Source organism: Allochromatium warmingii (genome assembly GCF_900107145.1).
GTDB classification, from domain to species: domain Bacteria; phylum Pseudomonadota; class Gammaproteobacteria; order Chromatiales; family Chromatiaceae; genus Thermochromatium; species Thermochromatium warmingii.
Genome location: NZ_FNOW01000007.1, coordinates 71448 through 96359, shown reverse-complemented (window position 1 = coordinate 96359; position 24912 = coordinate 71448). Strand labels below are relative to the sequence as shown.

Below are 24912 nucleotides of genomic sequence, written 5' to 3'. Positions count from 1 at the left end.
GTGAGTCTCAAGTTTACTTAGCGTCTAGTCGATTGTTGCTTCGCCAAATTTGCAATAATCAAGTTCGCTATAAATTAGCCGCTGGCTAGAAAAAACTGATTTGCCAGTTTCTAGACAGCCTCTGATAGCGGCACATCTTCATACAACGTCTCTAACGACACCTCAACATCCAGACATTCAATCCGCACGCTACCCTCCGTAATACGCTCCAAAGCCCAGCCACGAGCGCGGCGATGAATTTCAACAGCGCGACAGTTTTGCTCAATCAATATATATTCTTGCAGACTAGGAATAGTCTGATAAGCAAAGAATTTCTCGCGCCGATCAACTCGCGCTGTTGAATCTGAGAGCACTTCGACCAATAAGCAGGGAGCCGTACAGTAATAGGCCGCCCGATCATCTGCATTGCAGCTTAGAACGAGGTCAGGATAATAAAAAATATCCTGATCAGCGATTTTAAGTCGGACTTTCATGTCATTAGCGAAAAGCTGGCAAGGCGTACCGCGTAGTCGGGAACGCAGAAAAGTAGCTAAGTTAAGCGTAATGAGACCATGATTGCGACTGGCACCGGTCATAGCATAGATTTCACCGTCGATATACTCATGGCGAATCTCTGCACCATCTTCAGCGGCAAGATAATCATCGACGCTCAGGCAAAATTGTCGGGCTAGGTTAGTCATGGATTCAGCCTCATAATAAACTCAGAATATGGCAACAAATCAAATTCTATTGATCGCCTTCACGATATGAGAGGGCAGTAATTTGCTCCGAAATCAATCCCATCATAAATACCACGATGGCGGCAGTGAATAATAACGCACTCATATTCGTAAATTTGTGCATCGTCGCAAAAGTATAAAAATAGTAACCCAATCCGGTGCAAAACAGCGCACCACTGACGGGAAAAAACACTTTAAGCGGTGAATACAGTGTAGCGACCTTAAACAGGATCAGCAAAAAGCGCACACCATCGCGCAGTGGGTGCAGATGGCTAGGGCGACCTTGACGCGGCCCAGCGTGGATCGGGACATACGCAACCGGATAGCCAGTGCGAAAGAAGGCCATCGTAATAGTGGTTGGATAAGAAAAGCCATTCGGTAGCAGATACAAAAAACGCCGGAAATGACCAGCACGCACCGCACGAAAACCTGAGGTCAAATCCTGAATGCGATGTCCCGTCATCAGTGACGCAAAGGCGTTGTAAAACATATTGGCCATAGCGCGTCCAATGCTGGCCTGCGAGCCGCGACCGCGTGCGCCGACAGCCATGTCATGTCCAGCGTTCAGGCTGGCGAGCAGGCGCGGGATGTCAGCGGGATCGTGCTGGCCGTCGGCGTCCATAAAAACCAGAATCTCGCCGGTCGCTGCGCGAGCACCGCTCTTGACCGCCGCACCATTGCCTAAGCTGTAAGGGTGGCTAATGACCCGAGCACCGTGTTCACGCGCAATCTGGGGCGTGTCGTCGGTCGAGCCGTCATCGACCAAAATGAGTTCAGCTTCGGGCACTTGCTCGCGCAAGCGCGATAGCAGCGACCCGAGACAGGCCGATTCGTTTTTGGCGGGGAGGATGATAGATAGCATACGGAAAGCCAGTAAATAGAGATTGTGTTGTGTGCCGTTTGGATTGAACCATTTAACATCAATCTCGTATCTGGCACACAACCTAACCTACGCAACTGAAAATTTACTCACAAATTTCTACAAACCGCTGCTGATGTTACTCCAGCACGAGCTTGATCTTCATTCAGTGTTTGCTCTAATCGAGCGATTTCATCCTCATACCAAGTAGGTGGGAAGCGTAACTTAGCTTGAGCACCGAGCGGTATCTTAGCTTTAGCCGATTCGAGGAAATACCGTGCATCGGCATAACGTTCATGACTAGCCATCAAAGCAAAAATAAGCAGATCAGTGCCAATATTTCCAGTCAAAGCCTGCATCTGACCAAAAGCTCGACAGGAGTCTTCCATGTTGCCGTCGTGTAGTTCAATCAGGCCGCGTGCATAAGCGTAAGACTGAAGATCCAATCGATCGGCATACGCTTCGCGTTGTTGAAAGGCATCTATTACAGCCAAATTGGATGCGCGGGATAAGGCCCATGGTTTGTTGTCGGCATAAGCATCAGCCAACGGTTCGATTATATCCGGAGCATGAATATCCAAAGGTCCATTTTTAATAGCTGCAATAGCGTGCTTGACCTGCAAATCAGACTCTTCGTGTCGACCGGCGCTATTCAGATAACTCATATAACTTAACTGTAAGGCCGGAGAATCTGGATGGCGATTCAGCGCATCTTCAAGCAAACTAAGAGCCAGTGGTAAGTGTTGTGCTTTGGCGAGCGCACCTGCTGCTACCACTTGAGCACGATAAGAATCCGGATTTTTATGTGCCCAATAATAAGACAATTCCAGCGGTCGTCCCCAAAGCGAAGCATGGCTAAAAGTCATGCTTGCAAAAATAAATGCTAAAGAGACGCCGGCAAACAATCCGATCAAGTGCAAGCGTACTACTAAAGCTGTTATGATCGGCAAAAATAAAAATATGGAAGGTAAATAACTGCGATGCTCAAATTTAAGCTCGAGCATTAAGATGCTTGATTCAATAATATGACCCGCAAAGAAAAAAAGAATAGCTAAAGCTAAAAGAGGTTGATGACGACGCCAAAAAAATGCTGCGAAAATTAAACCTAAAACAATCAAAATTTGAAAGATTGTAATCGGTGGGGATAGCAGTCCGTGCGCAAACGGATAGTTTTCTTGAAAAAGCCCGGCATAACCCGGTTTTGGAATCAAAAGATCACCAAGATATTCAAGAAGTATTCCGGGTTGAGTGATGAGACGCTCATACATGGAAAAAGGTCGAGTATGACCTTGTACAAAAAAGCTCTCGACATCGATATGGTGAGTGAGATAAAGGAGTAGGGCAAGGCTTGGCAAAACGAGAAGGGTCAGTAGCAGGCTGCGTTCAGTCCAACTTGAGGGACGCAGTTTCCATAGTTGACGAACCGCTGCGAACTCAACTACTAGAATAAGCAACGGAAGTACGGCGGCATTTTCTTTAGAAAAAACACCTAGCACAGTTCCAGCGCCAATGCCAATAGCGGTAATCCACCAACCTTTACGCTGTTTTACGGGTGAATCGGAAATTGTGAGTAAGCGGCCTTGTAAGTAAAGCACTAATCCAAGCAAACAAAAAGTCGCTGAAAGTATCGCCATCCGCTGTACAGCATAAAGAACAGTTGAAACCCAGTAAGGATGGAGAAGCCAAAGTAGTGCGGTGAGTGTGGCGATTGTCAACGCCTGGCCGGCAAAACGCGTATCTTGAGCAGGTTTCAACAACAACCAACAGGCTAAAGCCAATAAAGTCGCGTTGATAGCATGAAGAATGGCATTAGTGCGCAGAAAGGGCTTGGGGTCTGTCGGCCAAGTCTGGGCGTCGATCAAAAACGAAAGTAACGATAGCGGGCGACCAGTTGGGCCAGCGATGCCTGAAAATAAATAGCTAAAAAAATCGTCGAGTGAATTAATTTTCCCAAAATCGCCTAGCGCAGAAAGATTTGGGTAATCGTCAAAATGAAATGCACCATTGCTAATACCAAAAGAGTAAATGAGTATTCCAATTCCAATAAAGACTATTGAGTATAATATAGCAACAAAAAAACGCCACTGCGCCATCAGTAAACCTATTTTTTAGTAGAAAACAAAAGCCCTAACTATCCAGTTAGGGCTTTTTGAAATTTAGTCTAAGCGTGGTTATTTAGCTGTCACGACAGTCGGCAGGAAGATACTTTTCAGCAATTGCGCCTTTTTGGCAATCCCAATCGACCTTAGCAGCACTCGTAACTGGACTTAAATAAAAAGCTATAGTACCTAATGGTGCGCCTGGCACAACATTAGCTTTTAGTGTAACGTTAACTTTATTGCTTGCAAATTTAACTGAAGCAACATATTTGGAGTCTATGTTTGTCATAAATCCAGCTACAGCTTCAGATGCAGGCAGTTCGCCTTGAGAAATAAAATACTCAGAAACGCTGGTTTTTGCTGGTGCGGCTGCCATAACAGCTTCTGATACTTTTGCGCGAACGGTGTAATCCTGATAAGCAGGAACCGCAATCGCCGCCAAAATACCAATGATCGCCACAACGATCATCAGTTCGATCAAGGTAAAGCCTTGCTGATACTTTTTCATGGAAGTGCTCCAGTAATGCGTGAATTGGGAGTCGTCTCGCTCGGAGACGCAAGCGGTTTCGGCTCCACCGCTCTGGTCTTTTTAGTTCAAAGATTGGGCCAACTCTGCGCAATCCATGCAAGTGATTGATTTATCAAGTTGTCAACAATTCGACCCCAAGCCCTCAGTCCGCCTGGCACACCTGCTACCTGTGCCAAATGCGGTTTGGCACACCTCAGCACTGTGCCAACAACGGTGGCGACTTTGCTGTACGCGCCAAGTTCTACTAAAGTAGGACGTGCAACCGACAGGAGATTTCCCCATGCAGCAAACACTTCGCAAAGCCGGCGGTTCACTGGTGATGACCGTCCCCAAAGCCGATACTTTTATGCTAACGCTTGCTCACAAGCGCCAACACATGCACACTCATTTTTGAGTGAGGGTGTATCGACCAAAGCACGCAGGAAGATCCCGCGTGCGCCATTGAGGTCACGATCCAGCGTGACCCCGCCGCTGGTGATCGTTTTCGCGCCGCCAATCGGCTGGATCTCGCCAGTCCAACTGGCCGTTTTCGAGGTGTAGGCTTCGTTGACGCGCAACACGACCTTGCCGAGCCGTTTGGCCGCCGCCTCCAAGCGTTGACCGAAACGAAAGAAGGCATAGCCGAGCAGGGAACGCACCGACTTGGCGCGAATCCGGCGTTTGGAGCGCCGCACCATCTCGCTGGTCTCAAAGGTCGGCAGCAGGATCAAATCGAAGCGATCGAGCAGGAAGTGGATGGCCTGAAAGTGCAGTTCATCGACCAGATCGCGGATCTTCCAGCGCAGTCGGTTCGCCGCCTTCTTGAGCCGGGCTTTTTGCCGACAGCGTGCTTGAGCGATCTGAGACAACAGTCGGTCAAGGTGATGACACAGCCGAGCGAGGCGGGCGAAATCGCCCTGACCGATCTTGAACGCCTGATCTTCAGCAAAGCCGGTTAAAAAGGTGCGGATGCCCGGATCGAGCGCCACCACCCGACCTTGATTCTCGGTCGGGGCGATGGGCACACGGTAGGGGACGATCACGAACCAGCGCCCTTGTTCAAAGACCAAGCGCGAATCCCTCGGGTTGTCGGGGAACTCCTCAGCCCGTTTGAGGCTCCCGGCGATCCGGGGGTAAACGCCCGTGTCCTTGAGGGCGGAAGAAGGAATGAAACAGGATTGCTTCGGGTTCTTGCGTGAGCGCAAGCGAAGATCAAACGGCGCTCCGGTGTGTTTCCATTTCCGAATGCCATTTGAAAACGCGGTATAGGCATCTTTAACGGCGATCTTCTTGATCTGATACGGGATCGCTCCGGCCCAGTCCGGCAGGCTCGCCAGGATGATCTTCGCCGCGCCCATCCAGTGCCGCTCCCGCTCCTCCTTGGGCAGACCGAGATGCTTGACGGTCGCGTTGTAGACGTATCTTGAGGTTCCGAGCCACTGCCGAAATAGGCTCTTCTGCTCCGATGTCGGATAGAGCCGAATCCGCTTAGCTTTGATGACTGCGCCGACCGGGCAGTCCACCCGCGAACTGATGGAGGATGGCGAGTAGATCGGCGGTGCGTTCGGCTTCTCGGGATGGATCCACTGGCTGATCGAGAACCACGATCTCGCCGCCGTTGTGTTCGACGAGGAAGGCGATGAGGTCGAAACCGAAACGGGCGAGTCGGTCACGGTGGGCAACCACAACCCTGAGCTTGTCTCCGCGCAGGAGGCGTTCCAGTAGGGTGCGCAGTCCTTGGCGTTTGAAGTTGAGTCCGCTGCCGATGTCTTGGATGACTTCCGCGTCGGGGTAGACGCGCCGCAACCGCTCGACTTGTCGGGCCAGATCATCGCGGTGCTTGGCGCGACTGACGCGGGCGTAGACGACGGTGCAAGCTCCAACAGCGCGGCGCAGATAGGCGTCAACGTCAAACAATCGCTGCCCGGCGGGGTTGCGGATTGTTGGGATGCGTCCTTGATCAGCATAGCGGCGTAGCGTGTTGGGGTGCAGCCCGAGTTCGGCCACAGCCTTGCGTAAGGGGACGTAGGCCATGTGTTATTAAAAGTAATTAAAAGTAAGTTTATGTTAGTTTATGGCTAACTGTTTCGCAACCTCAGCCGCCCCGCTAAATCCCTGCTGTCGCCACGCTTCATACAACACGACCGCGACGGCATTGGACAGATTCAGACTGCGATTGCCCGGATACATCGGGATGCGCAGCCGCTGCGCTTCGGGGATCGACGCGAACGCCGCATCGGGCAAACCGCGTGTTTCGGGGCCGAACAAAAACGCATCATGCGGTTGAAATGCTACTGCCGCATAGGGCACGCGCCCACGGGTGCTCACCGCCAGCACACGCGGCGGCTCTAGTGCAGCAAGACAGGTCGCCAGCGAGGAATGCACGCGCACCTCAGCCCATTCTCGATAATCCAGCCCCGCCCGCCGCAGTTGCCGATCCTCCAGCGTAAATCCCAGCGGTTCAATCAGGTGCAAACGCGCCCCCAAATTGGCCGTCAGGCGCATCACATTGCCGGTATTGGGCGGGATTTCTGGCTCGTAGAGGATGATGTCGAACATGGCGCAGTGGTTTAATCTTTTGTAAGTCGCGTGCTATATTAGTGCATTCTCATCGCTTGTAACCACAAGGCTTCACAGCCAATCCCAGATTGGGGGACACGTTTCATGACCGACATCGCCGCGCTAAAAACCGAAAAGCAAGAATTGATTAACAAGATGCTGGAGATGCAAAAGCAGTTCATCGAGCATGAACATCAGAACGGCGTCTCCGGTAAGGATTACTGGGCTTCTGAAGACGGGCTGTTGGCGAATTATCGCCAAGAATACATGGACATGGCCAATCGAGTTGTGGACTTAGCGCACGAGATCGTCGGTTCATCGCGCAATTGATGCTGTAACCTTCAGCGCACCGGCTCACGGTGACGCGCTCGGAGGTTGCTCAAAAAAACCCGTGCTCTGTCGCGGGTTTTTTTTCGGCAGCTTGCCGCCATCTCGCTCCCTACCTACTCACACCGCACATCAGCGGCGATTCCACTGGCGCGAGAACCGACCTATGACCCACCTCACACGCGATGAACGATTGCTGTTGACGCGGCGCACTATGCAGCTACTCGAAGATTGGGGCGCGACCGCACGCGATATGATCGACCTGCTGCAACTGCCGAACACGATCAAGGCGCGTCATCTCGGGCGCTTCCGCGATCAAGATGTGTTCCCAGATGATCCGGTCATCAATCGCCGTATCGCCTATTTGGAGCGCATCGAGCAGGCGCTGCACACCTATTTCCCGCGCAATCCTGAGATGCGCAAACTCTGGGTGCGGCGTGCGCATAAACAATTCGGACAACGCGCACCGATGGCGGTGATGATTGAGGACGGCGAAAGTGGGCTGATTGCGGTGCTGTCGCATCTGGATTGTACGTTCGCTTGGGATCTGACTGGTTCACGCGCTGATTATCAGCGTGCGTCCTAACAGGCGTGAGGACTTCGGGATTGCCGCGCTTTCGATTAAGATGATCGCTTGTTCACACACACGCGACAGATCGCGCAACAATTCAAGTTCAATGGATAATTTTCGCGGTACGACAATCCTTTCGGTGCGGCGCGGTGCGACCGTCGTGATCGGCGGCGATGGCCAGGTTTCGCTCGGCTCGACGGTGATGAAAGGTAATGCCCGCAAGGTGCGGCGGCTCTACAAAGGTCGGGTGTTAGCCGGTTTTGCTGGCGCGACAGCCGACGCTTTCACCCTGTTTGAGCGGTTTGAAGGCAAGCTCGAAAAGCATCAGGGTCATCTGACGCGCTCGGCGGTGGAAATGGCAAAAGATTGGCGCACGGATCGGACATTACGGCGGCTTGAAGCCCTGTTGTGTATCGCTGATGCGACGACTTCGCTGATTTTGTCGGGCAATGGCGACGTGATCGAGCCAGAACAGGACATTATGGCGATTGGGTCGGGTGGTTCTTTTGCGCTCTCAGCAGCGCGGGCGCTGTTTGACAATACTGAATTATCAGCACGCGCAATTGTCGAGAAAAGTCTGCATATTGCGGCAGATATTTGCGTCTATACCAATCATAATTTAGTGATTGAGGCGTTGGATACGCCAGATTGCTAATTGCTTGCACGTTGAATAAACGCCACCTGCCTTCCCTCTGATGCGACGCTTACATTTATTACACCATGTCTGAAATCACCCCCCAACGTATTGTCGCCGAACTGGATAAACATATCGTCGGCCAACATGACGCCAAACGTGCCGTTGCAATTGCCCTGCGCAATCGCTGGCGGCGCAGTCAAATTGATGAGCCATTGCGCTCAGAAATCACGCCGAAAAATATCTTAATGATCGGCCCCACCGGAGTCGGTAAAACCGAAATTGCCCGGCGCTTGGCTAAATTAGCCAATGCGCCCTTTATTAAAGTTGAAGCAACGAAATTTACCGAAGTCGGCTATGTTGGGCGCGAAGTGGATTCAATTATTCGTGATTTAGCCGACATGGGCGTCAAAATGGCCCGCGAGCAAGAAATGGCGAAACTCGCCGATCTTGCTGAAGCGGCTGCCGAAGAACGGATTCTCGACGTTTTATTACCGCCGCCGTCCGATTTTGAAGAAGACAGCCGCTCAACCGTCAGTTCAGCAACCCGCGAAAAATTGCGCAGTAAATTACGCGCCGGTGAACTCGACGAGCGCGAAATTGAAATTCAAGTTTCTGCTGCGCCGCTTGGCGTTGAAATCATGGCTCCGCCTGGCATGGAAGATATGTCGAGCCAACTGCAAAGCCTGTTTCAGAATCTCGGCCAAAGCCGCACTAAACGGCGCAAATTACGCATCCGCGATGCGCGAAAAGTTTTAAATGATGAAGAAGCTGCCAAGCGCGTGAATGATGAAGAGCTAAAATTACGCGCTCTGGAAAATGTCGAACAAAACGGCATTGTCTTTATCGACGAAATTGATAAAGTCGCCAAGCGTGAAGGCACCACCGGTGTTGATGTTTCACGCGAAGGCGTGCAGCGCGATCTATTACCATTAGTTGAAGGCTGTACGGTTTCAACCAAACATGGCGCAGTGCGCACCGATCATATTTTGTTTATTGCTTCGGGCGCATTTCATTTATCCAAACCCTCGGATTTAATTCCCGAATTACAGGGTCGCTTGCCGATTCGCGTCGAACTGAAAGCTTTAACCACTGATGATTTTGTGCGCATTCTCACCGAACCGGATGCTTCACTTACCGATCAATATCAAGCACTGCTGGCAACTGAAGGCGTGACGGTAGAATTTACCGATGATGGTATTCAGCGCATCGCTGAAATTGCTTGGCAGGTGAATGAAAAAACCGAAAACATCGGCGCACGGCGCTTGCATACCGTCATGGAACGGCTGCTCGAAGATGTGTCGTTCAATGCTTCAGAACTCGACCGTGTGACCGTGACCATCAATGCCGCCTATGTTGAGCACAACATGGCTGATTTAGCGGCGGATGAAGACCTGTCGCGCTATATTCTGTAAACAACGGATTTAACCATCATGCCCATCCCTATCGAGTTAAGTTTGCATCGTCATTCCCGCGTGCTTGAAATCGCTTACGAGGATGGCACGCGCTTCAAATTACCCTGTGAATATTTGCGCGTGTATTCGCCCTCGGCGGATGTGCAAGGTCATAGCCCAGATGAGCGCGTGCTTCAGGTCGGTAAAGAACAGGTCGGCATTGATAAAATCGAGCCGATTGGTCATTATGCAGTGTGTTTGCATTTTGATGATGAACACAATACCGGCATTTATTCTTGGGAGTATCTCTATCGTCTTGGCAACGAATATGAGGCGCGTTGGAACGCTTATCTCGATGAACTCAAACAGGCTGGTCATGTGCGCAAAACACTTGACGCCTAATTGTCATTCGTGCAAATAGGAGAAAATACGATGTCGCGTGGTGTGAATAAAGTTATTTTGATTGGTAATCTTGGCGCTGATCCTGATGTTCGCTATATGCCGAGCGGTGATGCAGTCGCTACGGTCAGTTTAGCGACTAGCGAAGCTTGGAAGGATCGCAATACCGGCGAAATGCAAGAACGAACTGAGTGGCATCGCACGGTTTTCTTTGGCAAACTTGCTGAGATCGTCAAGCAGTATCTACGCAAGGGGTCTAAGGTATACGTTGAGGGTAAGCTACGCACGAAGAAGTGGCAGACTCAGGATGGGCAAGATCGCTATACCACTGAAATCATCGTAGATAACATGCAAATGCTTGATAGTCGCCAGGGCGGGCCGTCTGCGGTGCCATATCCAGATGATGCGGCACCAGTGGGGCGGAGTCAGAATGCGGGTGCGAATCGTCCGGCAGCGTCTGAAGCGCCGCGTTCAACTGCACCGGAGAGCGGAAGTCATCATTTCAGCGGTGCGGCTGATTTTGATGATGATATTCCGTTTTAAGCCGGTTTGTTTATTAGACAGGATTAACAGGATGATTCAGGATTGACAGGGTTTTGAATTTAATCTGTCTAATCTATTCAAGCCGGTTAATGCTGTTTATTGGGTTTTATCTGAAAAACTGCTGAAAGCTGGCCGCTGAAAGCTGATTGCTAATAAAAACGCCCCGGCTCAAATAAGCACGGGGCGTTTTTGTGCCGTAGCGCAAACGTGCCGCTACGTTTTTAAAGCAACTGCTGCTTAACGGTTCGGAGCGGCCTGCTGCTGAACCGGAGCGGCCGGCATCTGCTGGGGCATCATCTGCGGCGGCATCACACCATAGGGTGCGCCATAACCGCCGCCATAGGGCGCGGCGCCGTAAGGTGCGCCATAGCCGTAGGGGGCACCATAACCATAGGGAGCGCCATAGCCATAGGGGGCATCATAGCCGTAACCGTAGCCATTGCCGCGACCATATCCACGCCCATAGCCGCGACCGCCGCCGCCCATGTTCATGTTGAAGTCGCCATAGCCATCACCGAACATGTCACCCATGTTGTCCCAGAGGCCGTTGCCGCCGTTGCCGTAACCTGGGCCGCCCCACCACGCGCTTGCGGAGAAGGAGGCACCAGCGAACAGTGCGGCGAGTGCGCAAGCGGTAATCCGGTTGGATTGAATCATTGTGTCGTGTCCTCGATTAGTGGTGCCGGAATGGCGGTTTCAGTATAGGGGCGCGATTGCCGCTCGGCAATGGACGACATGCGAATCTTACAGTTAGGCTAAAAACGGAGAGTTGTTTTGGAACTGCATCAGCCATCGATCCATCAACATTCGCCCGCTCCGTCAGCGGTTGCGGGTACCGCGCAACTGGCGCACCGCTTTGCGGCACTGCGCGATCAAATCGCCCGCCGCATTTTGGGGCAGCGCACGCTGGTCGAGCGGCTGCTGATTGCGCTGCTGGCCGATGGGCATTTGCTGGTCGAGGGTGCGCCGGGCTTGGCGAAAACCACAGCGGTTAAGCATCTGGCCGCTGGGCTGGAAGGTGATTTTCATCGCGTGCAGTTTACGCCCGATCTGCTGCCCGCCGATCTGACTGGCACCGAGATTTATCGTCCGCATGATGGCAGTTTTCGCTTTGATCGCGGCCCGATTTTCCACAATCTGCTGTTGGCCGATGAGGTCAATCGCGCTCCGGCAAAAGTCCAATCCGCATTGCTCGAAGCGATGGGCGAGCGTCAAGTCACAGTCGGGCGTGAGACTTACCCGCTGCCAGACCTGTTTTTGGTCATGGCGACGCAAAATCCGATTGAGCAAGAGGGCACCTATCCGCTGCCCGAAGCGCAGCTCGACCGCTTTTTGCTGCATGTGCGCGTCGATTATCCCGATCTGGAGACCGAACGTGCGATTTTGCGCCTCAACCGCGAGCAAGCGCGACACACGCCGGATACGGAGCCGAGCGTGATCTTGACACAAACCGAAGTGTTCGCAGCACGCCGCGCCATTCTCGATCTGTATATGGCCCCAGAAGTCGAGGATTATTTAGTGCATCTGATTCTGGCCACGCGCCGCGCTGGTGCCTATGCGCGTGAACTAGAGGGCTGGTTGCGCTTTGGGGCCAGTCCGCGTGCGACCATCGCGCTCGACCGCAGTGCGCGGGCGCGAGCATGGTTAGCGGGACGGGATTTTGTCTCGCCCGAAGATCTGCAAGCACTGGCGGGGGATGTATTGCGACATCGCGTGTTATTGACCTACGAAGCTGAAGCCGCCGGACGGAGTGCTGATGATTTCATCGCGGCACTGTTAGCCCATGTTCCGGCCCCCTGAGCCGCCGCCGATGTTTCAAGCGCATCCGTTCACCGCAAATACCGCGCACACTGCGCAAATTGATCCGCAATCCAGTGCGCAAGCAAGCGGCGTTCGCGCCGAGTTGCACCAACTCATTACGCTCCGCGCTCAAGCACAGCGGCTCGATCTAGCACCGCGTGGGCGGGTGCTGGCCACGCGCAGTGGCGGGCATCTATCGCGCTTGCGCGGGCGCGGCATGGAGTTCGATGAATCGCGGGTGTATCTGCCGGGCGATGATCCACGTAACATGGATTGGCGCGTGACGGCGCGTGCTGGCACCCCGCATGTCAAATTATTTCGCGAAGAACGTGAGCGCCCAGTCTGGTTGCTGGTCGATCAGGGGCCGTCGATGCGTTTTGGTACGCGGGTCGCGTTTAAATCAGTGATCGCCGCGCAGGTGGCGGCATTGCTCGGCTGGGCGGCAGTGGATCGCGGGGATCGTGTCGGCGGGTTGATTTTTGATGAATCGCGCCAGCTTGAGCGCCAGCCGGCAGCGCGTCATGCCGGATTGTTGCCGCTGTTGGAACGACTGGCCACGCCACTCGGCGCAACCAGCGTGACGGATGATCGGCACCGCCTCGCCACCCTAGCCGCACAGTTGGCAACACGGGTGCGGCCGGGGAGTTTGATCGCGTTAATCAGTGATTTTGCTGCGGTCACTGAAGCCGATAACGCTTGGTTGGCGCGGTTGGCGGCGGGGAATGAGGTACTGTTCATCATGGTTCACGATCCGCTTGAAGCGCAGGCGCCCGCGCTCGGGCGCTATCCGGTGCTGCGCGATGGGCGACGCGGGATCTGGGATCTCACTACCGCTGAAGCCCGCTCGCGCTATCAGGCGGCCTTTGCGCAACGGCTTGAGCATTTGGAACGACTGGCACGCTTGCACGGCGCACATTGGGTGCGCTTGACGACCGCCGATCCCGTCGGCCCGACACTGGCGCAGGCGTTGGGTGGGCGACGGGCGCGGGGTGCGCTGAATGCGAGGTCAACACGATGACCGCCGATGCGCTTGCCGAGTTACGCGACTGGCATCTGCCCGATCCGGTGTCTTGGTGGCCACCGGCGTTCGGCTGGTGGCTGGTGGTAGTGGTAGTGCTGATCCTGATTGCGCTGATCGTGGCGCGATCTCGCGGATGGCAGTGGCAACACTGGCCGCGCCGCACCATGCTGCAACGGGCGGCGCGGCGTGAACTGGCGCAGTTGCAGCGCGAGCTAGAGGCCAGTGGCGACCGACGGCGTTATCTGGCAGCCATTTCGCGACTGTTGCGACGGCTGGCGCTGGCACAGTATCCCGCCGCACAGGTCGCTGGCCTGACGGGTGAAGCGTGGCTGGCTTTTTTGGATGCAACCGGCGGTGCTGGGGCATTCAGCGACGGCGTTGGGCGGGTATTGATTGAAGCGGCATATCGGCCTGATCTGGCCGATAACTGCGATATTGAACCCGTCGCGGCGCTGGTGGAACGCTGGGTTAAACTGCGTTAAACCGCGTTCGCTCACCAGAGGTTGTTCCGCATGAAGGTCGCCATTTTCTCCGATGTGCAAGGCAATCTCCCCGCCTTCAACGCGGCCATCGACCGCATCCTAGCTTGGGGGCCAGAGCTGGTGGTGATGGCCGGCGATCTTATCAATCGCGGCCCCAGCAGTCTGGCCTGTCTCGAACGCTTCGATACCCTGCGCCGCTCGCACGGTTGGCTGCCGGTCAATGGCAATCACGAGACTTGGATTCAGCAATGCGGACGCGAGCCGCCCCGCGATGCGCTGGCCGCCGAGATGCGCCGCTTTGCCGATTGGACGTATCAGCAAATCGCCCCGCGTCTCGATGCGCTGGTTGATTGGCCGGATCATCTGTGTTTTCACGCCGAAACCGAGGCATCCTGGGTGCATGTTACGCATGGCACGCTGGCCAGCAATCGTTGCGGCATTAGCGACCGCGTGCCGGATGCTGACCTGCGCGGGGTGTTGCCGCAGGATGTGGCGCTGTTTGTGACCGCGCACACGCATCGCCCGCTGGAGCGCGTGCTCGATGGTCTGCCGATTTTGAATGTCGGCTCGGTTGGCTCGCCGTTTGACGGCGATCCGCGTGGCAGTTTTGCGCTGCTACGGTTTGAGCGCGGTGCGTGGCGCTCGGAGATTGTGCGCTTTGCTTATGATCGGCAGCAGGCGGCGCGTGATTTTGATGATCTGGGTTTTATCGAACAGGGCGGGCCGGTGGCGCGGATTCTGTTTGAAGAGTGGAAACGCGCCCGTCCACTGATGTCAGGATGGCGGAGCGATTTTGAGCCTGCGGTATTAGCCGGTGAGCGCGAGTTGTCGGCAGCGGTTGGGGCATTTTTGGCGACGTTGGGGTGACGTTGGGGTGACGTAGCGCAGTAGTCGTAGGTTGGGTTGGGAATACGCAACCCAACTAGATCTAGATCTGGCTAAGCGTTTAAAAACGCTCGAAAAACAGATGTATCAGCACGCGAAGAATCTGGAATTTGAACAGGCGGCGGCGATCCGCGATCAGATTCGGGCGTTGCAACTGACCTGATAGATGAGTTGATCGGCGCAGAGCGGCGCAGAACACATAATGTTTGCAATCTGTAGCTCGAAGCGATCCACGCAAAGCTGACGCTCAACGTGCTTTGCAGCGCGGATTGCTTTTCTGTTTTATGTTTTAAACCTTGTTTTAAGCGCCGTTTTTTGTTTTGAAATCAATAGCTTATAAGCCTATTGTGTGACAAATTCCGACAATAGTGAGACAAATCCCGAACAATGTTGTGACAAATCCCGAACAATAGTGAGACAAATTCCGAATATAATGTGATACGTTTTTAGCACTAAAAATCACATGATCCGCAACGATGCCGCGCAAACCAAACGTTGTCGTTACCAAATCTAATCACTTGGTTGAAGCGACCTACGCGCTTTCATTAGCTGAACAACGGTTGCTGTTGCTGTTGCTGGCGCTGGCGCATGTGGACAGTCGCCAGCCGCTCACTGTCGGAATGTGTCACACCATTCGCTTGACTGATGTGATGGAGGTCTATGGCGTGAGCCGCCCGCAGGCCTATGAGCTGTTATGCCAAGTTGCCCAGCGTCTGTATGCGCGTTCTGTCGTGATTCATGGGCCGTTTGCCCATCAGCCCGATATCGCTCAGATTGAAACGCGCTGGGTTGCTTCGATCCGCTATCACGATGGGCAGGGGGCGTTGTCGCTGGTGTTCGCGCCGGACATCCTGCCGTTCCTGTCTCAGCTTCGGGAGCGATTTACGTCCTATCGCCTCAAATCAGTGGCCAGCATGACCTCTGGTTATGCGATTCGGATTTATGAAATGTTGGTGCAGTGGCGTGAGGCGGGCAGTCGCACGATTGAACTGCGCTGGCTGCGTGAGCATTTGGATCTGGGCGAGAAGTATCCGAATATCCGCGACTTCAAAAATCGCATCCTCAATCCCGCTATCGCGCAGATCAATGCCCACAGTGATCTGTGCGTCAACTGGGAACAGCATAAACGCGGGCGTGTGGTGTATGCGCTGACCTTCATTTTTAGCCCTAAAACCGAGCCGCCGCAGTCTGACGACCCGTTTTTAACGCCATCCGAATCAAAGCCGCTCAAAGTTCCGCTCACCCGCGAGTATGTTCAGCAACACGCCCAGCCGGGTGAAAGTTGGGATGATGCTTGGGAACGGTTGCGGCGCAAACAGGACAAGCTTTAGCTTTATTAGCGTCTGCAATGCGCCGCAGATGACACATTGACCGGGGCGTATGCAGTTGCTAGGATAAAAACATCCCGCCCATGGCAGTAAGCGTGTCCTTATCCATATCGGATGCGCTGATCCCTTGGGCGTTTTTGCGTATGGAGAACCGATGCTAACTGCAATTTTGATTGATGGGGCTTACTTTGTGCGGCGTTTTCGCGCCATTGAGCCGCATAACTACCACGATGCTGCGCGTGCGGCTGATCTAGCTTACCGTTGGGCGATGCTGCACTTATCAGAAGGCCGCCGCTCAAAATCTCATAGCACGCCAACATACCGCCGTCATCTATACCGTATTTTTTTCTACGATTGCCCGCCACTCGATAAGAAACTACACAATCCAATCTCTGGTTTGGCTTGCGATTTTAAAAAATCCGATGAAGCTGTTTTCCGTCTAGCACTTCATTCAGCGTTGTTAAGTAAGCGCAAAGTTGCCCTGCGTCTTGGTCATCTCTCCAGCGACACTCCTTGGACGATTAAGCCAACGAAGATTGAGGAATTATTAAAGAAAAAGATCAAGTTTGAAGACTTGACTGAATCTGATGTAATCCCGAATGCACGTCAAAAAGGTGTCGATATGCGAATTGGTCTCGATATTTCATCTCTAGCTTACAAGAAGCAAGTAGACCAAATCGTGTTATTCGCTGGAGATGCCGATTTTGTGCCAGCAGCTAAACTTGCACGTCGTGAAGGCATTGATTTTGTGCTTGATCCGATGTGGCGCTCGATCCCTGATAGTTTAAAGGAACACATTGATGGCCTTCGCTCAACCTGCCCAAAACCAATAAAGCACATTCAACAGCCCAAAAGCTAACCAGATCGGCGCTGTCAGCGGTTGTAATGGTTCACGACTTTCCATTCTGACCGCCGCTTGGGTAAGATCGGGGCGTCAATTCATCAAAGGAGATCGGGATGGGCGTTGAGCTGCAACAAGGCGCAAACGCGCCGATTCAAAAAGATCATGTTTTGATCGGCATTGGTTGGGGCGCGGGGACTGCGTTGGAGGCTGATGTCAGCGCGTTTCTCGTTGATGCGTCCGATAAAGTGCGTAGCGATCAGGATTTTGTGTTCTACAACCAACCTGAGACGCCATGCGGAAGCCTCGCTATGGAGCCTGATTTTGACCGAGATCGTTGCGCCTTCCGTGCATGGTTAGATCGTGTCCCCAACGATGTCGCCAAAATCGTCTTTACCATCACCATTGGTACGGAAGCTGACGCAGATGGCCGCCCGCACTGTGGAATGATGAATGGTCTTTATATCCGGGTCGCGCAACCGACCGGCGAAGACTTGATCCGATTTCCGTTGACGCACATCAATCAAGAGCGTGCCTTGATGCTGGGCGATCTGTATCGCCATCAAGGTGCGTGGAAATTCCGCGCCGTTGGGCAGGGCTATAACGGCGGATTGGAGGCGTTGGCGGCCTCATTTGGCGTCAATATTGGCGAGCCGGATGCCGAGAGCGCGACGGGGCAAGGTGATGTAGTCGCGATTGGGGGTCGCATGCCGCCGCGTGAGGTATGGATTGAAAAAGCGCGGGCGATGCAACAAGCATTGCGGGCATTTTTGCCACAAATCAGCGCCGCCGTGGCGAACGGTATCAACGAAAGCAATACGCGCATGATCCTAGATCGCATCCTAATCGATGTGTTCGGATATTCGATGGACGAAGTTAAAGCCGAGCAGAAGATTCAGGGTCGCACGGCTGATTATGTGCTGGCCGTCGATGGTGCCGATTTAATTGTTGGTGAAAGCAAACGCGCCGGTACGCCATTGCGGGATAAGCATGTTTTTCAGGCTACGTCCTATGGTGCTTATTCTGGCATTGGTTGGGCATTGCTCACTAACCTCTCAACGTGGCGGATGTATCACATTTCGACCCAAAATATTGTCGATGCCAGCCTAGTCTTTTCAGTCGATCTGTTGCCAGATGTCAGCTTGGAGGATTGTGAAAAGCTCGTCCTGATTTCACGATTTGGCATGGAAAATCCAGCGGCATTGGAAAAATGCTGGCGGGAAGTCAACGCCCTAACACGCGAAAGCCTGATTCGTGCGATTTTGACAGATGATGTCGTCAGCAAGCTTCGGTTTGTGATTCAGCGTGATACTGGCTGTGATTTCGATAATGAAATCGTGCAACAGGTTTTACTGGATGTGCTCATTCATCCTTAGCGCAGTAGCAGTCGGTTGGATTGCCCGTCCGTTCATCATGCCATCATCACGCCGTTAAGGTTCATGGACGGGCAACTCAACAGTGCCATTGACCGCTAATCGCTAACCGTCTCAGCTACACTCGCCGCCACCACTAAATCTCCCCAGACATTGACCGCCGTGATCGGATAATCAAAAAAGCGATCCACGACCAAATACAGCGCCAAATAGGTCTGCGGCAAACCCAAAAAATCGAGCATAAACGCCATCATCGCAATACCCCCACCCGGAATCCCCGCCGTGCCTGCTGAAGAGGCCATCGTGAGCAGCACAATCAACGCTGCTTGCCCGAGCGTGAGATCAACACCAGCTAACTGCGACATGAAAATCAGCAAAATCGACTGATAGAGCGCCGAGCCGTCCATATTCAGCGTTGCGCCGAGCGGTAGGGTCAGACTGGTGACACGCTCCGGCACGCCGAACCGCTCCAATGCCCGTTTTGAGACCGGATAGGTCGCCGAACTCGATGCCGTCGCAAGCGCCGTCAACAGCGGTTCCCGACAAGCACGCAGCAGCGGCCAGGGTGCGCGATGCGTCAACAGGCGATAGAGCAGCGGCAGCACCAGCAGCGCATGTAGACCGGCCGCCAGCGCCACCGCCCACACAAATGAATGCAATTGCAGCATCTCATGCCATGCCATCCCCGCCAAGCTGCTGTACACCAGTGCCGCAATGCCCAGCGGGGCCAGCGTCAAAATGCCGCTTAAGGCCTGCATCAGCAGCGCATCGAGTGCGCGTGCTCCAGTGAGCAGCGTCAGGCGTGGCGCATCAAGCAGTCGCCGCGAGGCCAGTGCCGCAAGCACCGCAATCACCACGCTTTGCAAAATATTCCCCTCTGCCAGCGTCGCAAACAGGTTGGTCGGGATCACATTGGCGATCAATCGTTCCAGACTAAATCCCGCGCCCTCGGCGGCGACCGGCTCCAGATCGAGCAATCCGACCGGCACGCCCTGCGCAAAAAACAATCCGATAGTCGTACCGAGCGTGGCGGCGATGGTCGAGGTGATGAGGTAATAGAGCAGCGTGCGACTGCCGAGACGCTGAAGATCTGTGCCGCCGGCCAGTGACGCATAGATCGAGACCAAAATCAGCGGCAAAATCAATAGCTTGAGCAGAGATAAAAAAATCTGCCCAATCCACGCAACATAGGGCGCACCCTGTGGCAGCAGCAGCGCCAGCACAATGCCCAGCAGCAGACCAATGGGGATCGAGTACAAGCGGCGCATAGCTCAGACCCCAGTGTTTCCAGTATTTCCAGTGTTTTGAAGCGTCCAGCCGAGCCGCTGAAGAGCGTGCGCGACCTGTTCTTGATCGCTGTACGGGGTTTTATGGCCGTTTTGGTCGATATACCGTTCATGGCCCTTGCCAGCGATCAACGCTACCCAGCATTCCTCAGCGGGGCGGGTGTCAAGCTGATCGAAGAGTGCGGCAATGGCTTGGGCGCGATCCACAATCACGCGGTAATCCTGATCGGCTGGAATGCCGCGCACAATGTCTTCAATAATCCGCTCCGGTGCTTCGTGGCGCGGATTATCTGAGGTGACGAAGATTGCGTCGCTGTGACGTGCTACTGCCGCGCCCATTAAGGGCCGTTTCGAGCGGTCACGATCCCCGCCACAGCCGAAGAGCGCGGCGATCCGCGCCTCAGGAAAGCCGCTGCGAATCGCGCTTAAAATCGTGTCGAGCGCATCCGGCGTATGGGCGAAGTCGATGACAATGGCGCGTTGACCGTAGACTTGACACTCAAAGCGCCCGGCGACGGGCTGAAGCTGGCGCCACGCATCCGCTGCTGGCGCGGTGCCCAAGACGCATTCAGCGAGCGCCAGCGCCAGCGCATAGTTAGCGCGATTGTGTGCCAACGCTAAAAACGGCTGGGCGGTCAGCGCCTCGGGCGCAAGCTGCGCCGGTTCCAACAGCGTGACGGCAACCGGCAGCGCCCCAGCTGCGACATCTGCGGCGAGGCGCTCGACGACCGCCGGACTGGTGCAGTAGAGCTGTCCGCCGGGCTGAATCAGCGCCAAAAGTCGTGCTTTGGCCGCAAAATAGTGCGCTTCGTCGCGGTGATAATCGAGATGATCTTGGGTGAAATTCGTCCAACCGCCGGCCTGAAATGGAATGCCAGCGACCCGCCCTTGATCGAGCGCATGACTGCTGGTTTCCATCAGCACCACATCAGCGTGATCTTGATGTGCGTGTAGCAGACGGCGCAATTCGATCAGCGGCGGCGAGGTAAAGCCGGTTTCAACCAGCCGTTCCCCGTCCAAAAAGACGCCCAATGTGCCAATCGACAGCACGCGCTGGCCGTGAGCGGTCAAGAGTGCTTCGAGATATTTAACCGTCGTGGTTTTACCATTGGTGCCGGTGACGCCGATAAAGCGCAGGCGAGCGGTATCCAGCGGATAGACCAGATCGCAGAATTGGCGCACCACCTCAGCCCAGCGTTCGGGGCCGGTGACAGCGAGCGCGATTGTCGGCGGTAGCTGCTCAAAACAGTCGAGCCGCCGATTCGTCACCAGCGCGGCGAAGCTGCGACCCGCAAAATAGCGTTGATAGAGTTCCGCATCGGTCAGATTGTCGTCGAATCGCTGAAAAAACAGGATCGACCGCGCATCACAGGCATCAGCACGCCATTGAATATTCGTCAAGTGCGGCGCGGTCGGCGCGGGACGACTCCAGATAAAATCGGTCGTTGCAAGCAGTTGGGCGAGGGTGGTGGTGGGCATAGCCATCTGGTGAGCTGAGGCGAAATTTGGAATAACTGGCCTTATACTGAGTCGGCAGTCTGTCCGTCCATTCTCACATTCCCGAACCTGACTTGCGGAGCACCTCATGCGTCGAATCCCGCTTACTGCCCTAGCCGTTTCAGCGTTGTGGCCGATGCTGACAGTCGCCCAGCCCTGGACGCCGCCTGCTGGCCCGCAATCGGGCTATCCGGGTGCCTATCAACCCTATCCTTATGGGCCGCCGGCTGGCTCGGATCAGTGGTCAACACCTCCCGAACCGCCCCATGCACTGCGCCCGATGCCGCCGCGTGATCGTGATTGGCGAGATCAGGACGAGACGCCTTGGTCACAGCAAGATGATGACTGGACAGCGCCCCGCGCTCCAACTGCTGAACCGCGTCTGGATGTGCGCCGCCGTGCGACTGAAAAGGCGTACATCATTGAATTGCGGCTCAATCAGCTCTCGCCCGATCAAATCGAGGTGCGTCCGGTCGCACGCGGCCTGCTGATTCAGAACAACGCGGCCAGTCATTTCAGACAGCACCAGATGCGACCGGATGGCCAAGGCTATCAGTATCAGCAATCGCGGCAGCGTGATGCGAGCAGTCGGCGCATCGGTTTACCGCCGGATGCGAACGTTGCCGGCATGACCCGCGAAGTCAAAAAAGGCCGACTGATTATTCGTGTCCCACGCGGTACGCCACAAACGGGCGGACGGCGGTGAGCGAGCCGATGGGCTGTTTTGCTACCCCACAAGCCGCCGAAGATGCCTTCTATGATGCGTTGGAAGCGGGCGATCTGTCCGCGATGATGGCGGTCTGGGCGGATTCGGCGGCGAGCTGTTGTCTGCTGCCGATGCTACCGCTGGCCGTCGGTGCGCCACAGATCGAGCGCCTGTGGCAGACGCTGTTTGCACATGGACACGGCTTTGAGTTGCAGATTGCGCATCGGCTCTGGATCGAACAGGACGACTATGCCGTGCATCTGGTCGAAGAACAGCCGCTCGCCACGCCCCAGCCGCCGCCGCTCTATGCGCTGCATGTGTTTACACGCACGGATACGGGCTGGCGCTTGCTGGTGCATCAAAACTCCCCAACGCCACCGCCCGCGCCCGCTTGGATCGGCAGCGGACAGACGGCGGTCGCGTGAACGTGCCGGGCGCGGTGCAGCGTGTGCGACTGCACACGCTCGGCTGTCGTCTCAACGAAGCCGAGTTAGAAGCTTGGGCGCGGGCGTTTTTGGCGCATGGCTGCGAACTGGTCGAGGATGCACAGGCTCCAGCAGATTTAATCGTCATCAACACCTGCGCCGTCACTGCCGAGGCGGTGCGCAAATCGCGTCAGCTCGTGCGCCGAGCGCGGCGCGTCCAGCCTGCCGCTCGCGTGATCGTCAGCGGCTGTTGGGCGACGCTCGATCCGACTGCCGCCGCTGCTGCTGCCGATCTTGTTATTCTTAATCAGGATAAAGATCAACTAGTTGAGATCGCACGAGCGGCGCTGAATCTCACTGGAGATTCACGTTCAGCCGTCACTGCGCTCGATCTGTCAGTGCCACTGTTTGCGCGGGGCCGTCAACGCGCATTTATTAAGATTCAAGATGGCTGCCGCTATCAGTGTACGTTTTGCATCACTACCCGCGCACGCGGCGCTGAACGCAGTCGGCCACCATCGGAGATCGTGCGCGAAGTCAGCCAATTTGAACGCGCTGGCGTGCAAGAAGTGGTGTTGACTGGCGTGCAACTTGGCGGCTATCGCGCCGATGACGGCACCGATCTCGCCGGCCTGCTGGAGCGGCTGTTGCGTGACACGGCGATTGCGCGGATCCGCCTCGGCTCGCTCGAACCCTGGGATCTGCCCGAACGCTTGTGGGCGCTGTTTAGCGATCAGCGCCTGATGCCGCATCTGCATCTGCCGCTGCAATCTGGCTCAGACGCGGTGCTCAAACGCATGGCGCGGCGCTGCAAACGCGCTGAATATCTGCAATTAGTCGAGCGAGCGCGGCAGGCGATTCCCAATCTGAATCTGACCACCGACATCATCGTCGGCTTTCCGGGCGAAACGGACGCTGATTGGCAACACACGCTGGAATTAGCCATTCGCGTCGGCTTTGGTGATATTCATGCGTTTGGCTATTCACCGCGCCCGGGCACACTGGCAGCGGGGTTGAGCGAGCCGGTAGACAGTCGCACCCGTCAGCGGCGTCTTGCCGAACTGGACGCGGTGGCGCAGGCGTCGCGGCAAGCAGTGATGCGGGCGCAAATCGGCCAAACGGCGCCAGTGCTGCATGAACGGGTGCCGACGCTGCCCGCTGCGACCGCGCTGCGCTCCGGCTACACGCCGAACTATCTGCCGGTGCAGGTGCGGAGCGCGATGCCGATGTGCGAAGGTCAGGTGGTGAGGGTGCGCCTGATGGATCTGGATCCGGCGGCTGAGGTGTTGGTTGGGGAGGTGGTGCCATAAAAGTCCTCACCCAAACTCAGCAAACGCCTGCTCCGGCGCAATGGGCCGCGACCACAAATAGCCCTGCCCCCAATCACAGCCAATTTCAGTCAAGCGTTCAAGCTGGCGCGGGGTTTCAATTCCTTCGGCAATTACTTCTTTGCCGATTGAATGCGCCATCGCAATCATACCGGCGACGAGATTGCGGTCACGCGCTGTCTCAATACCGCGAATAAAATCGCGATCAATTTTTAAACTGCTAATCGGCAATTCCCGCAGATAAGCCATCGAGCTAAAGCCGGTGCCGAAATCATCAAGTGATAATTGAATCCCGCCACGATTGAGGCTGTGCAGCGTTGTTTTTACGCTGGCGGTCATGCGCAATAATAGCGATTCGGTGATTTCAATTTCAATCAACTCCGGCGGCACATCAGCACATCGACGGCTTCCTGACAGACGCGCTTGATCTCATCGCTGGCGCGTAAACGGCGCTGGAATGATTCGATATCAAAACCGCGCATCCGTACATCGTGCTCCATTTCGCCATACGGCTCGATTTCCAGCAACAGCCGCTCATGCCAGCGATGCAGCCGTACTGATAAGGCGTGCGCATCCAGCGGCGCACGGGCAAGAAAGAATGACGGGACAAAATGCGCCGTCGCCACATCCGCTGCCAGCGCCGCGTAGAGCGCAGTGGCATGAGCACTGGGCAACGCCTGTTCCAGCGGGGCATCAAGCAGCAGCTCAGGAGTGAGGCCGAGATACATTTCAGTATTGGCGCTACAGGCTTGAATGTGCTGTGAAACGGGATCGACGACCAATAAACAGCCGAACGGCTGAATCATCCCGCAGGTACTGATGGGTTCCAGATCGCACTGCGAAAAATCAAAGGATGCAGCGGAGACAGCGGCGATATGTTCGCAAAACTTACCAGCGATCAGGTCATAGGCCGTCTGTTCATTGCGCGGCGATAAGCGATCTTGCGGCTGCACGATGATCCAGAACTCACCGGCTCGCTCGGCGGCCCGCATGGTGATGCGTACCCGCACCGGAGCCATTTGAAAATCAAAGATAAATTCAAAGGTTGTTTCGAGATGGCCGGTGAGCACGCCGCGCCGAAAGCGCCCGTAAAACTCCGGCACCACAGTGCAGGGCGCGACCTCGGAGAAAAAATTGCGCCCGAGTACGGTTTCAACTTCGCGCTGCGACAGCACTGATTGAGCGCGGCTATAAAACAGAATCCGCCCTTCGGCATCGACGCGGATGGTGCCAACAGGCAAGTGATCCAGCTCGGCTTCGGTCAAATGATCGAGGCGGCGCGGGTCGTGGATGTCGATGGCGTCTTCGAGATTCATCATTATGTTATG

Annotated in this window: 28 protein-coding genes and 1 pseudogene; 17 read left to right on the top strand and 12 right to left on the bottom strand. The window is 55.0% G+C overall.

Annotated elements, in window-relative coordinates; genetic code table 11:
- Positions 1-110 precede the first annotated feature (110 nt).
- The 7 genes from BLW10_RS03700 to BLW10_RS03670 form a co-directional block, all read right to left on the bottom strand.
- Entirely contained in the window at positions 111-680 is a 570-nt protein-coding gene (locus BLW10_RS03700; protein WP_091332442.1) for a Uma2 family endonuclease, read from the bottom strand.
- A gap of 46 nt (positions 681-726) precedes the next feature.
- The gene (locus BLW10_RS03695) at positions 727-1581 is read right to left on the bottom strand and encodes a glycosyltransferase family 2 protein (RefSeq protein ID WP_091332441.1); all 855 of its coding nucleotides are present in this window, start codon (positions 1579-1581) and stop codon (positions 727-729) included.
- 107 nt (positions 1582-1688) lie between these two features.
- Positions 1689-3671: a hypothetical protein gene (locus BLW10_RS13685; RefSeq protein WP_143116997.1), complete on the bottom strand. Its 1983-nt coding sequence runs from the start codon at positions 3669-3671 to the stop codon at positions 1689-1691.
- Positions 3672-3753: 82 nt separating this feature from the next.
- Positions 3754-4185, bottom strand: a complete 432-nt coding sequence (locus BLW10_RS14395; protein WP_091332439.1) for a pilin — start codon at positions 4183-4185, stop codon at positions 3754-3756.
- 365 nt (positions 4186-4550) lie between these two features.
- Positions 4551-5708, bottom strand: a complete 1158-nt coding sequence (locus BLW10_RS14190; RefSeq protein ID WP_245709073.1) for an RNA-guided endonuclease InsQ/TnpB family protein — start codon at positions 5706-5708, stop codon at positions 4551-4553.
- Positions 5674-6219: an IS607 family transposase gene (locus BLW10_RS03675; protein ID WP_091332438.1), complete on the bottom strand. Its 546-nt coding sequence runs from the start codon at positions 6217-6219 to the stop codon at positions 5674-5676. Before BLW10_RS03675 ends, BLW10_RS14190 begins: the two co-directional genes overlap by 35 nt.
- Before the next feature lie 33 nt (positions 6220-6252).
- Positions 6253-6744 (bottom strand): tRNA (cytidine(34)-2'-O)-methyltransferase, encoded by a 492-nt coding sequence (locus BLW10_RS03670; RefSeq protein WP_091332437.1) that lies wholly within the window; start codon positions 6742-6744, stop codon positions 6253-6255.
- Positions 6745-6849: 105 nt separating this feature from the next.
- Between BLW10_RS03670 and BLW10_RS03665 the strand changes: the two genes are divergently transcribed.
- From BLW10_RS03665 to ssb, 6 genes are all read left to right on the top strand, one after another.
- Positions 6850-7074, top strand: a complete 225-nt coding sequence (locus BLW10_RS03665) for a hypothetical protein (protein ID WP_091332436.1) — start codon at positions 6850-6852, stop codon at positions 7072-7074.
- A gap of 163 nt (positions 7075-7237) precedes the next feature.
- Entirely contained in the window at positions 7238-7657 is a 420-nt protein-coding gene (locus BLW10_RS03660; protein ID WP_091332435.1) for a DUF2384 domain-containing protein, read from the top strand.
- Positions 7658-7748: 91 nt separating this feature from the next.
- Positions 7749-8297 (top strand): ATP-dependent protease subunit HslV, encoded by a 549-nt coding sequence (hslV, locus tag BLW10_RS03655; protein WP_091332434.1) that lies wholly within the window; start codon positions 7749-7751, stop codon positions 8295-8297.
- Positions 8298-8362: 65 nt separating this feature from the next.
- Positions 8363-9691, top strand: coding sequence for an ATP-dependent protease ATPase subunit HslU (gene hslU, locus BLW10_RS03650; RefSeq protein ID WP_091332433.1), 1329 nt, complete (start codon positions 8363-8365; stop codon positions 9689-9691).
- 18 nt (positions 9692-9709) lie between these two features.
- A complete protein-coding gene (locus tag BLW10_RS03645) occupies positions 9710-10072 on the top strand; it encodes a gamma-butyrobetaine hydroxylase family protein (protein ID WP_091332432.1) in 363 nt (120 codons plus the stop codon).
- A 30-nt stretch (positions 10073-10102) separates the two neighbouring features.
- Positions 10103-10612 (top strand): single-stranded DNA-binding protein, encoded by a 510-nt coding sequence (gene ssb, locus BLW10_RS03640; protein WP_091332431.1) that lies wholly within the window; start codon positions 10103-10105, stop codon positions 10610-10612.
- 237 nt (positions 10613-10849) lie between these two features.
- Here ssb and BLW10_RS03635 read toward each other — a convergent pair whose 3' ends face one another.
- Complete coding sequence (locus BLW10_RS03635) at positions 10850-11269, bottom strand: sulfur globule family protein (protein WP_091332430.1); 420 nt, start codon at positions 11267-11269, stop codon at positions 10850-10852.
- A 186-nt stretch (positions 11270-11455) separates the two neighbouring features.
- Here BLW10_RS03635 and BLW10_RS03630 point away from each other — a divergent pair, with 186 nt between their 5' ends.
- The 8 genes and pseudogenes from BLW10_RS03630 to BLW10_RS03595 all read left to right on the top strand — a co-directional run bounded on the left by BLW10_RS03630 (position 11456) and on the right by BLW10_RS03595 (position 18345).
- Entirely contained in the window at positions 11456-12412 is a 957-nt protein-coding gene (locus BLW10_RS03630) for an AAA family ATPase (protein ID WP_091332454.1), read from the top strand.
- Positions 12396-13430 carry a DUF58 domain-containing protein gene (locus BLW10_RS03625; protein ID WP_245709072.1) on the top strand — a complete coding sequence of 345 codons (1035 nt, stop codon included), beginning with the start codon at positions 12396-12398 and terminating at the stop codon, positions 13428-13430. Before BLW10_RS03630 ends, BLW10_RS03625 begins: the two co-directional genes overlap by 17 nt.
- Positions 13427-13915, top strand: coding sequence for a DUF4381 domain-containing protein (locus BLW10_RS03620; protein ID WP_091332429.1), 489 nt, complete (start codon positions 13427-13429; stop codon positions 13913-13915). Before BLW10_RS03625 ends, BLW10_RS03620 begins: the two co-directional genes overlap by 4 nt.
- A gap of 30 nt (positions 13916-13945) precedes the next feature.
- Entirely contained in the window at positions 13946-14782 is an 837-nt protein-coding gene (locus tag BLW10_RS03615; RefSeq protein WP_091332428.1) for a metallophosphoesterase family protein, read from the top strand.
- Positions 14783-14849: 67 nt separating this feature from the next.
- Positions 14850-14963 (top strand): annotated as a pseudogene (locus BLW10_RS03610) (UvrB/UvrC motif-containing protein); the annotation flags it as partial.
- A gap of 313 nt (positions 14964-15276) precedes the next feature.
- Entirely contained in the window at positions 15277-16131 is an 855-nt protein-coding gene (locus tag BLW10_RS03605; protein WP_091332427.1) for a RepB family plasmid replication initiator protein, read from the top strand.
- A gap of 151 nt (positions 16132-16282) precedes the next feature.
- Positions 16283-16987 carry an NYN domain-containing protein gene (locus BLW10_RS03600; RefSeq protein ID WP_091332426.1) on the top strand — a complete coding sequence of 235 codons (705 nt, stop codon included), beginning with the start codon at positions 16283-16285 and terminating at the stop codon, positions 16985-16987.
- A gap of 98 nt (positions 16988-17085) precedes the next feature.
- Positions 17086-18345, top strand: a complete 1260-nt coding sequence (locus BLW10_RS03595) for a TerD family protein (protein ID WP_091332425.1) — start codon at positions 17086-17088, stop codon at positions 18343-18345.
- Between the two features lie 95 nt (positions 18346-18440).
- On the opposite strand, the gene BLW10_RS03590 is transcribed toward BLW10_RS03595, so the two are convergent.
- On the bottom strand, positions 18441-19610 hold the full coding sequence (locus tag BLW10_RS03590; RefSeq protein WP_091332424.1) for a dicarboxylate/amino acid:cation symporter: 1170 nt from the start codon (positions 19608-19610) through the stop codon (positions 18441-18443).
- A gap of 3 nt (positions 19611-19613) precedes the next feature.
- A complete protein-coding gene (locus tag BLW10_RS03585) occupies positions 19614-21113 on the bottom strand; it encodes a UDP-N-acetylmuramoyl-L-alanyl-D-glutamate--2,6-diaminopimelate ligase (RefSeq protein WP_245709071.1) in 1500 nt (499 codons plus the stop codon).
- A 100-nt stretch (positions 21114-21213) separates the two neighbouring features.
- Here BLW10_RS03585 and BLW10_RS03580 point away from each other — a divergent pair, with 100 nt between their 5' ends.
- The 3 genes from BLW10_RS03580 to mtaB are packed head-to-tail and all read left to right on the top strand — an operon-like array spanning position 21214 to position 23566.
- Positions 21214-21831 (top strand): Hsp20 family protein, encoded by a 618-nt coding sequence (locus BLW10_RS03580; protein WP_091332422.1) that lies wholly within the window; start codon positions 21214-21216, stop codon positions 21829-21831.
- Entirely contained in the window at positions 21828-22256 is a 429-nt protein-coding gene (locus BLW10_RS03575; RefSeq protein WP_245709070.1) for a YybH family protein, read from the top strand. Before BLW10_RS03580 ends, BLW10_RS03575 begins: the two co-directional genes overlap by 4 nt.
- The gene (mtaB, locus tag BLW10_RS03570) at positions 22253-23566 is read left to right on the top strand and encodes a tRNA (N(6)-L-threonylcarbamoyladenosine(37)-C(2))-methylthiotransferase MtaB (protein WP_177168973.1); all 1314 of its coding nucleotides are present in this window, start codon (positions 22253-22255) and stop codon (positions 23564-23566) included. Before BLW10_RS03575 ends, mtaB begins: the two co-directional genes overlap by 4 nt.
- Positions 23567-23572: 6 nt before the next feature.
- Here mtaB and BLW10_RS03565 read toward each other — a convergent pair whose 3' ends face one another.
- Positions 23573-23974, bottom strand: coding sequence for an EAL domain-containing protein (locus tag BLW10_RS03565; protein WP_177168972.1), 402 nt, complete (start codon positions 23972-23974; stop codon positions 23573-23575).
- On the bottom strand, positions 23959-24900 hold the full coding sequence (locus tag BLW10_RS03560) for a PAS domain-containing protein (RefSeq protein WP_091332420.1): 942 nt from the start codon (positions 24898-24900) through the stop codon (positions 23959-23961). Before BLW10_RS03560 ends, BLW10_RS03565 begins: the two co-directional genes overlap by 16 nt.
- Positions 24901-24912 lie beyond the last annotated feature (12 nt).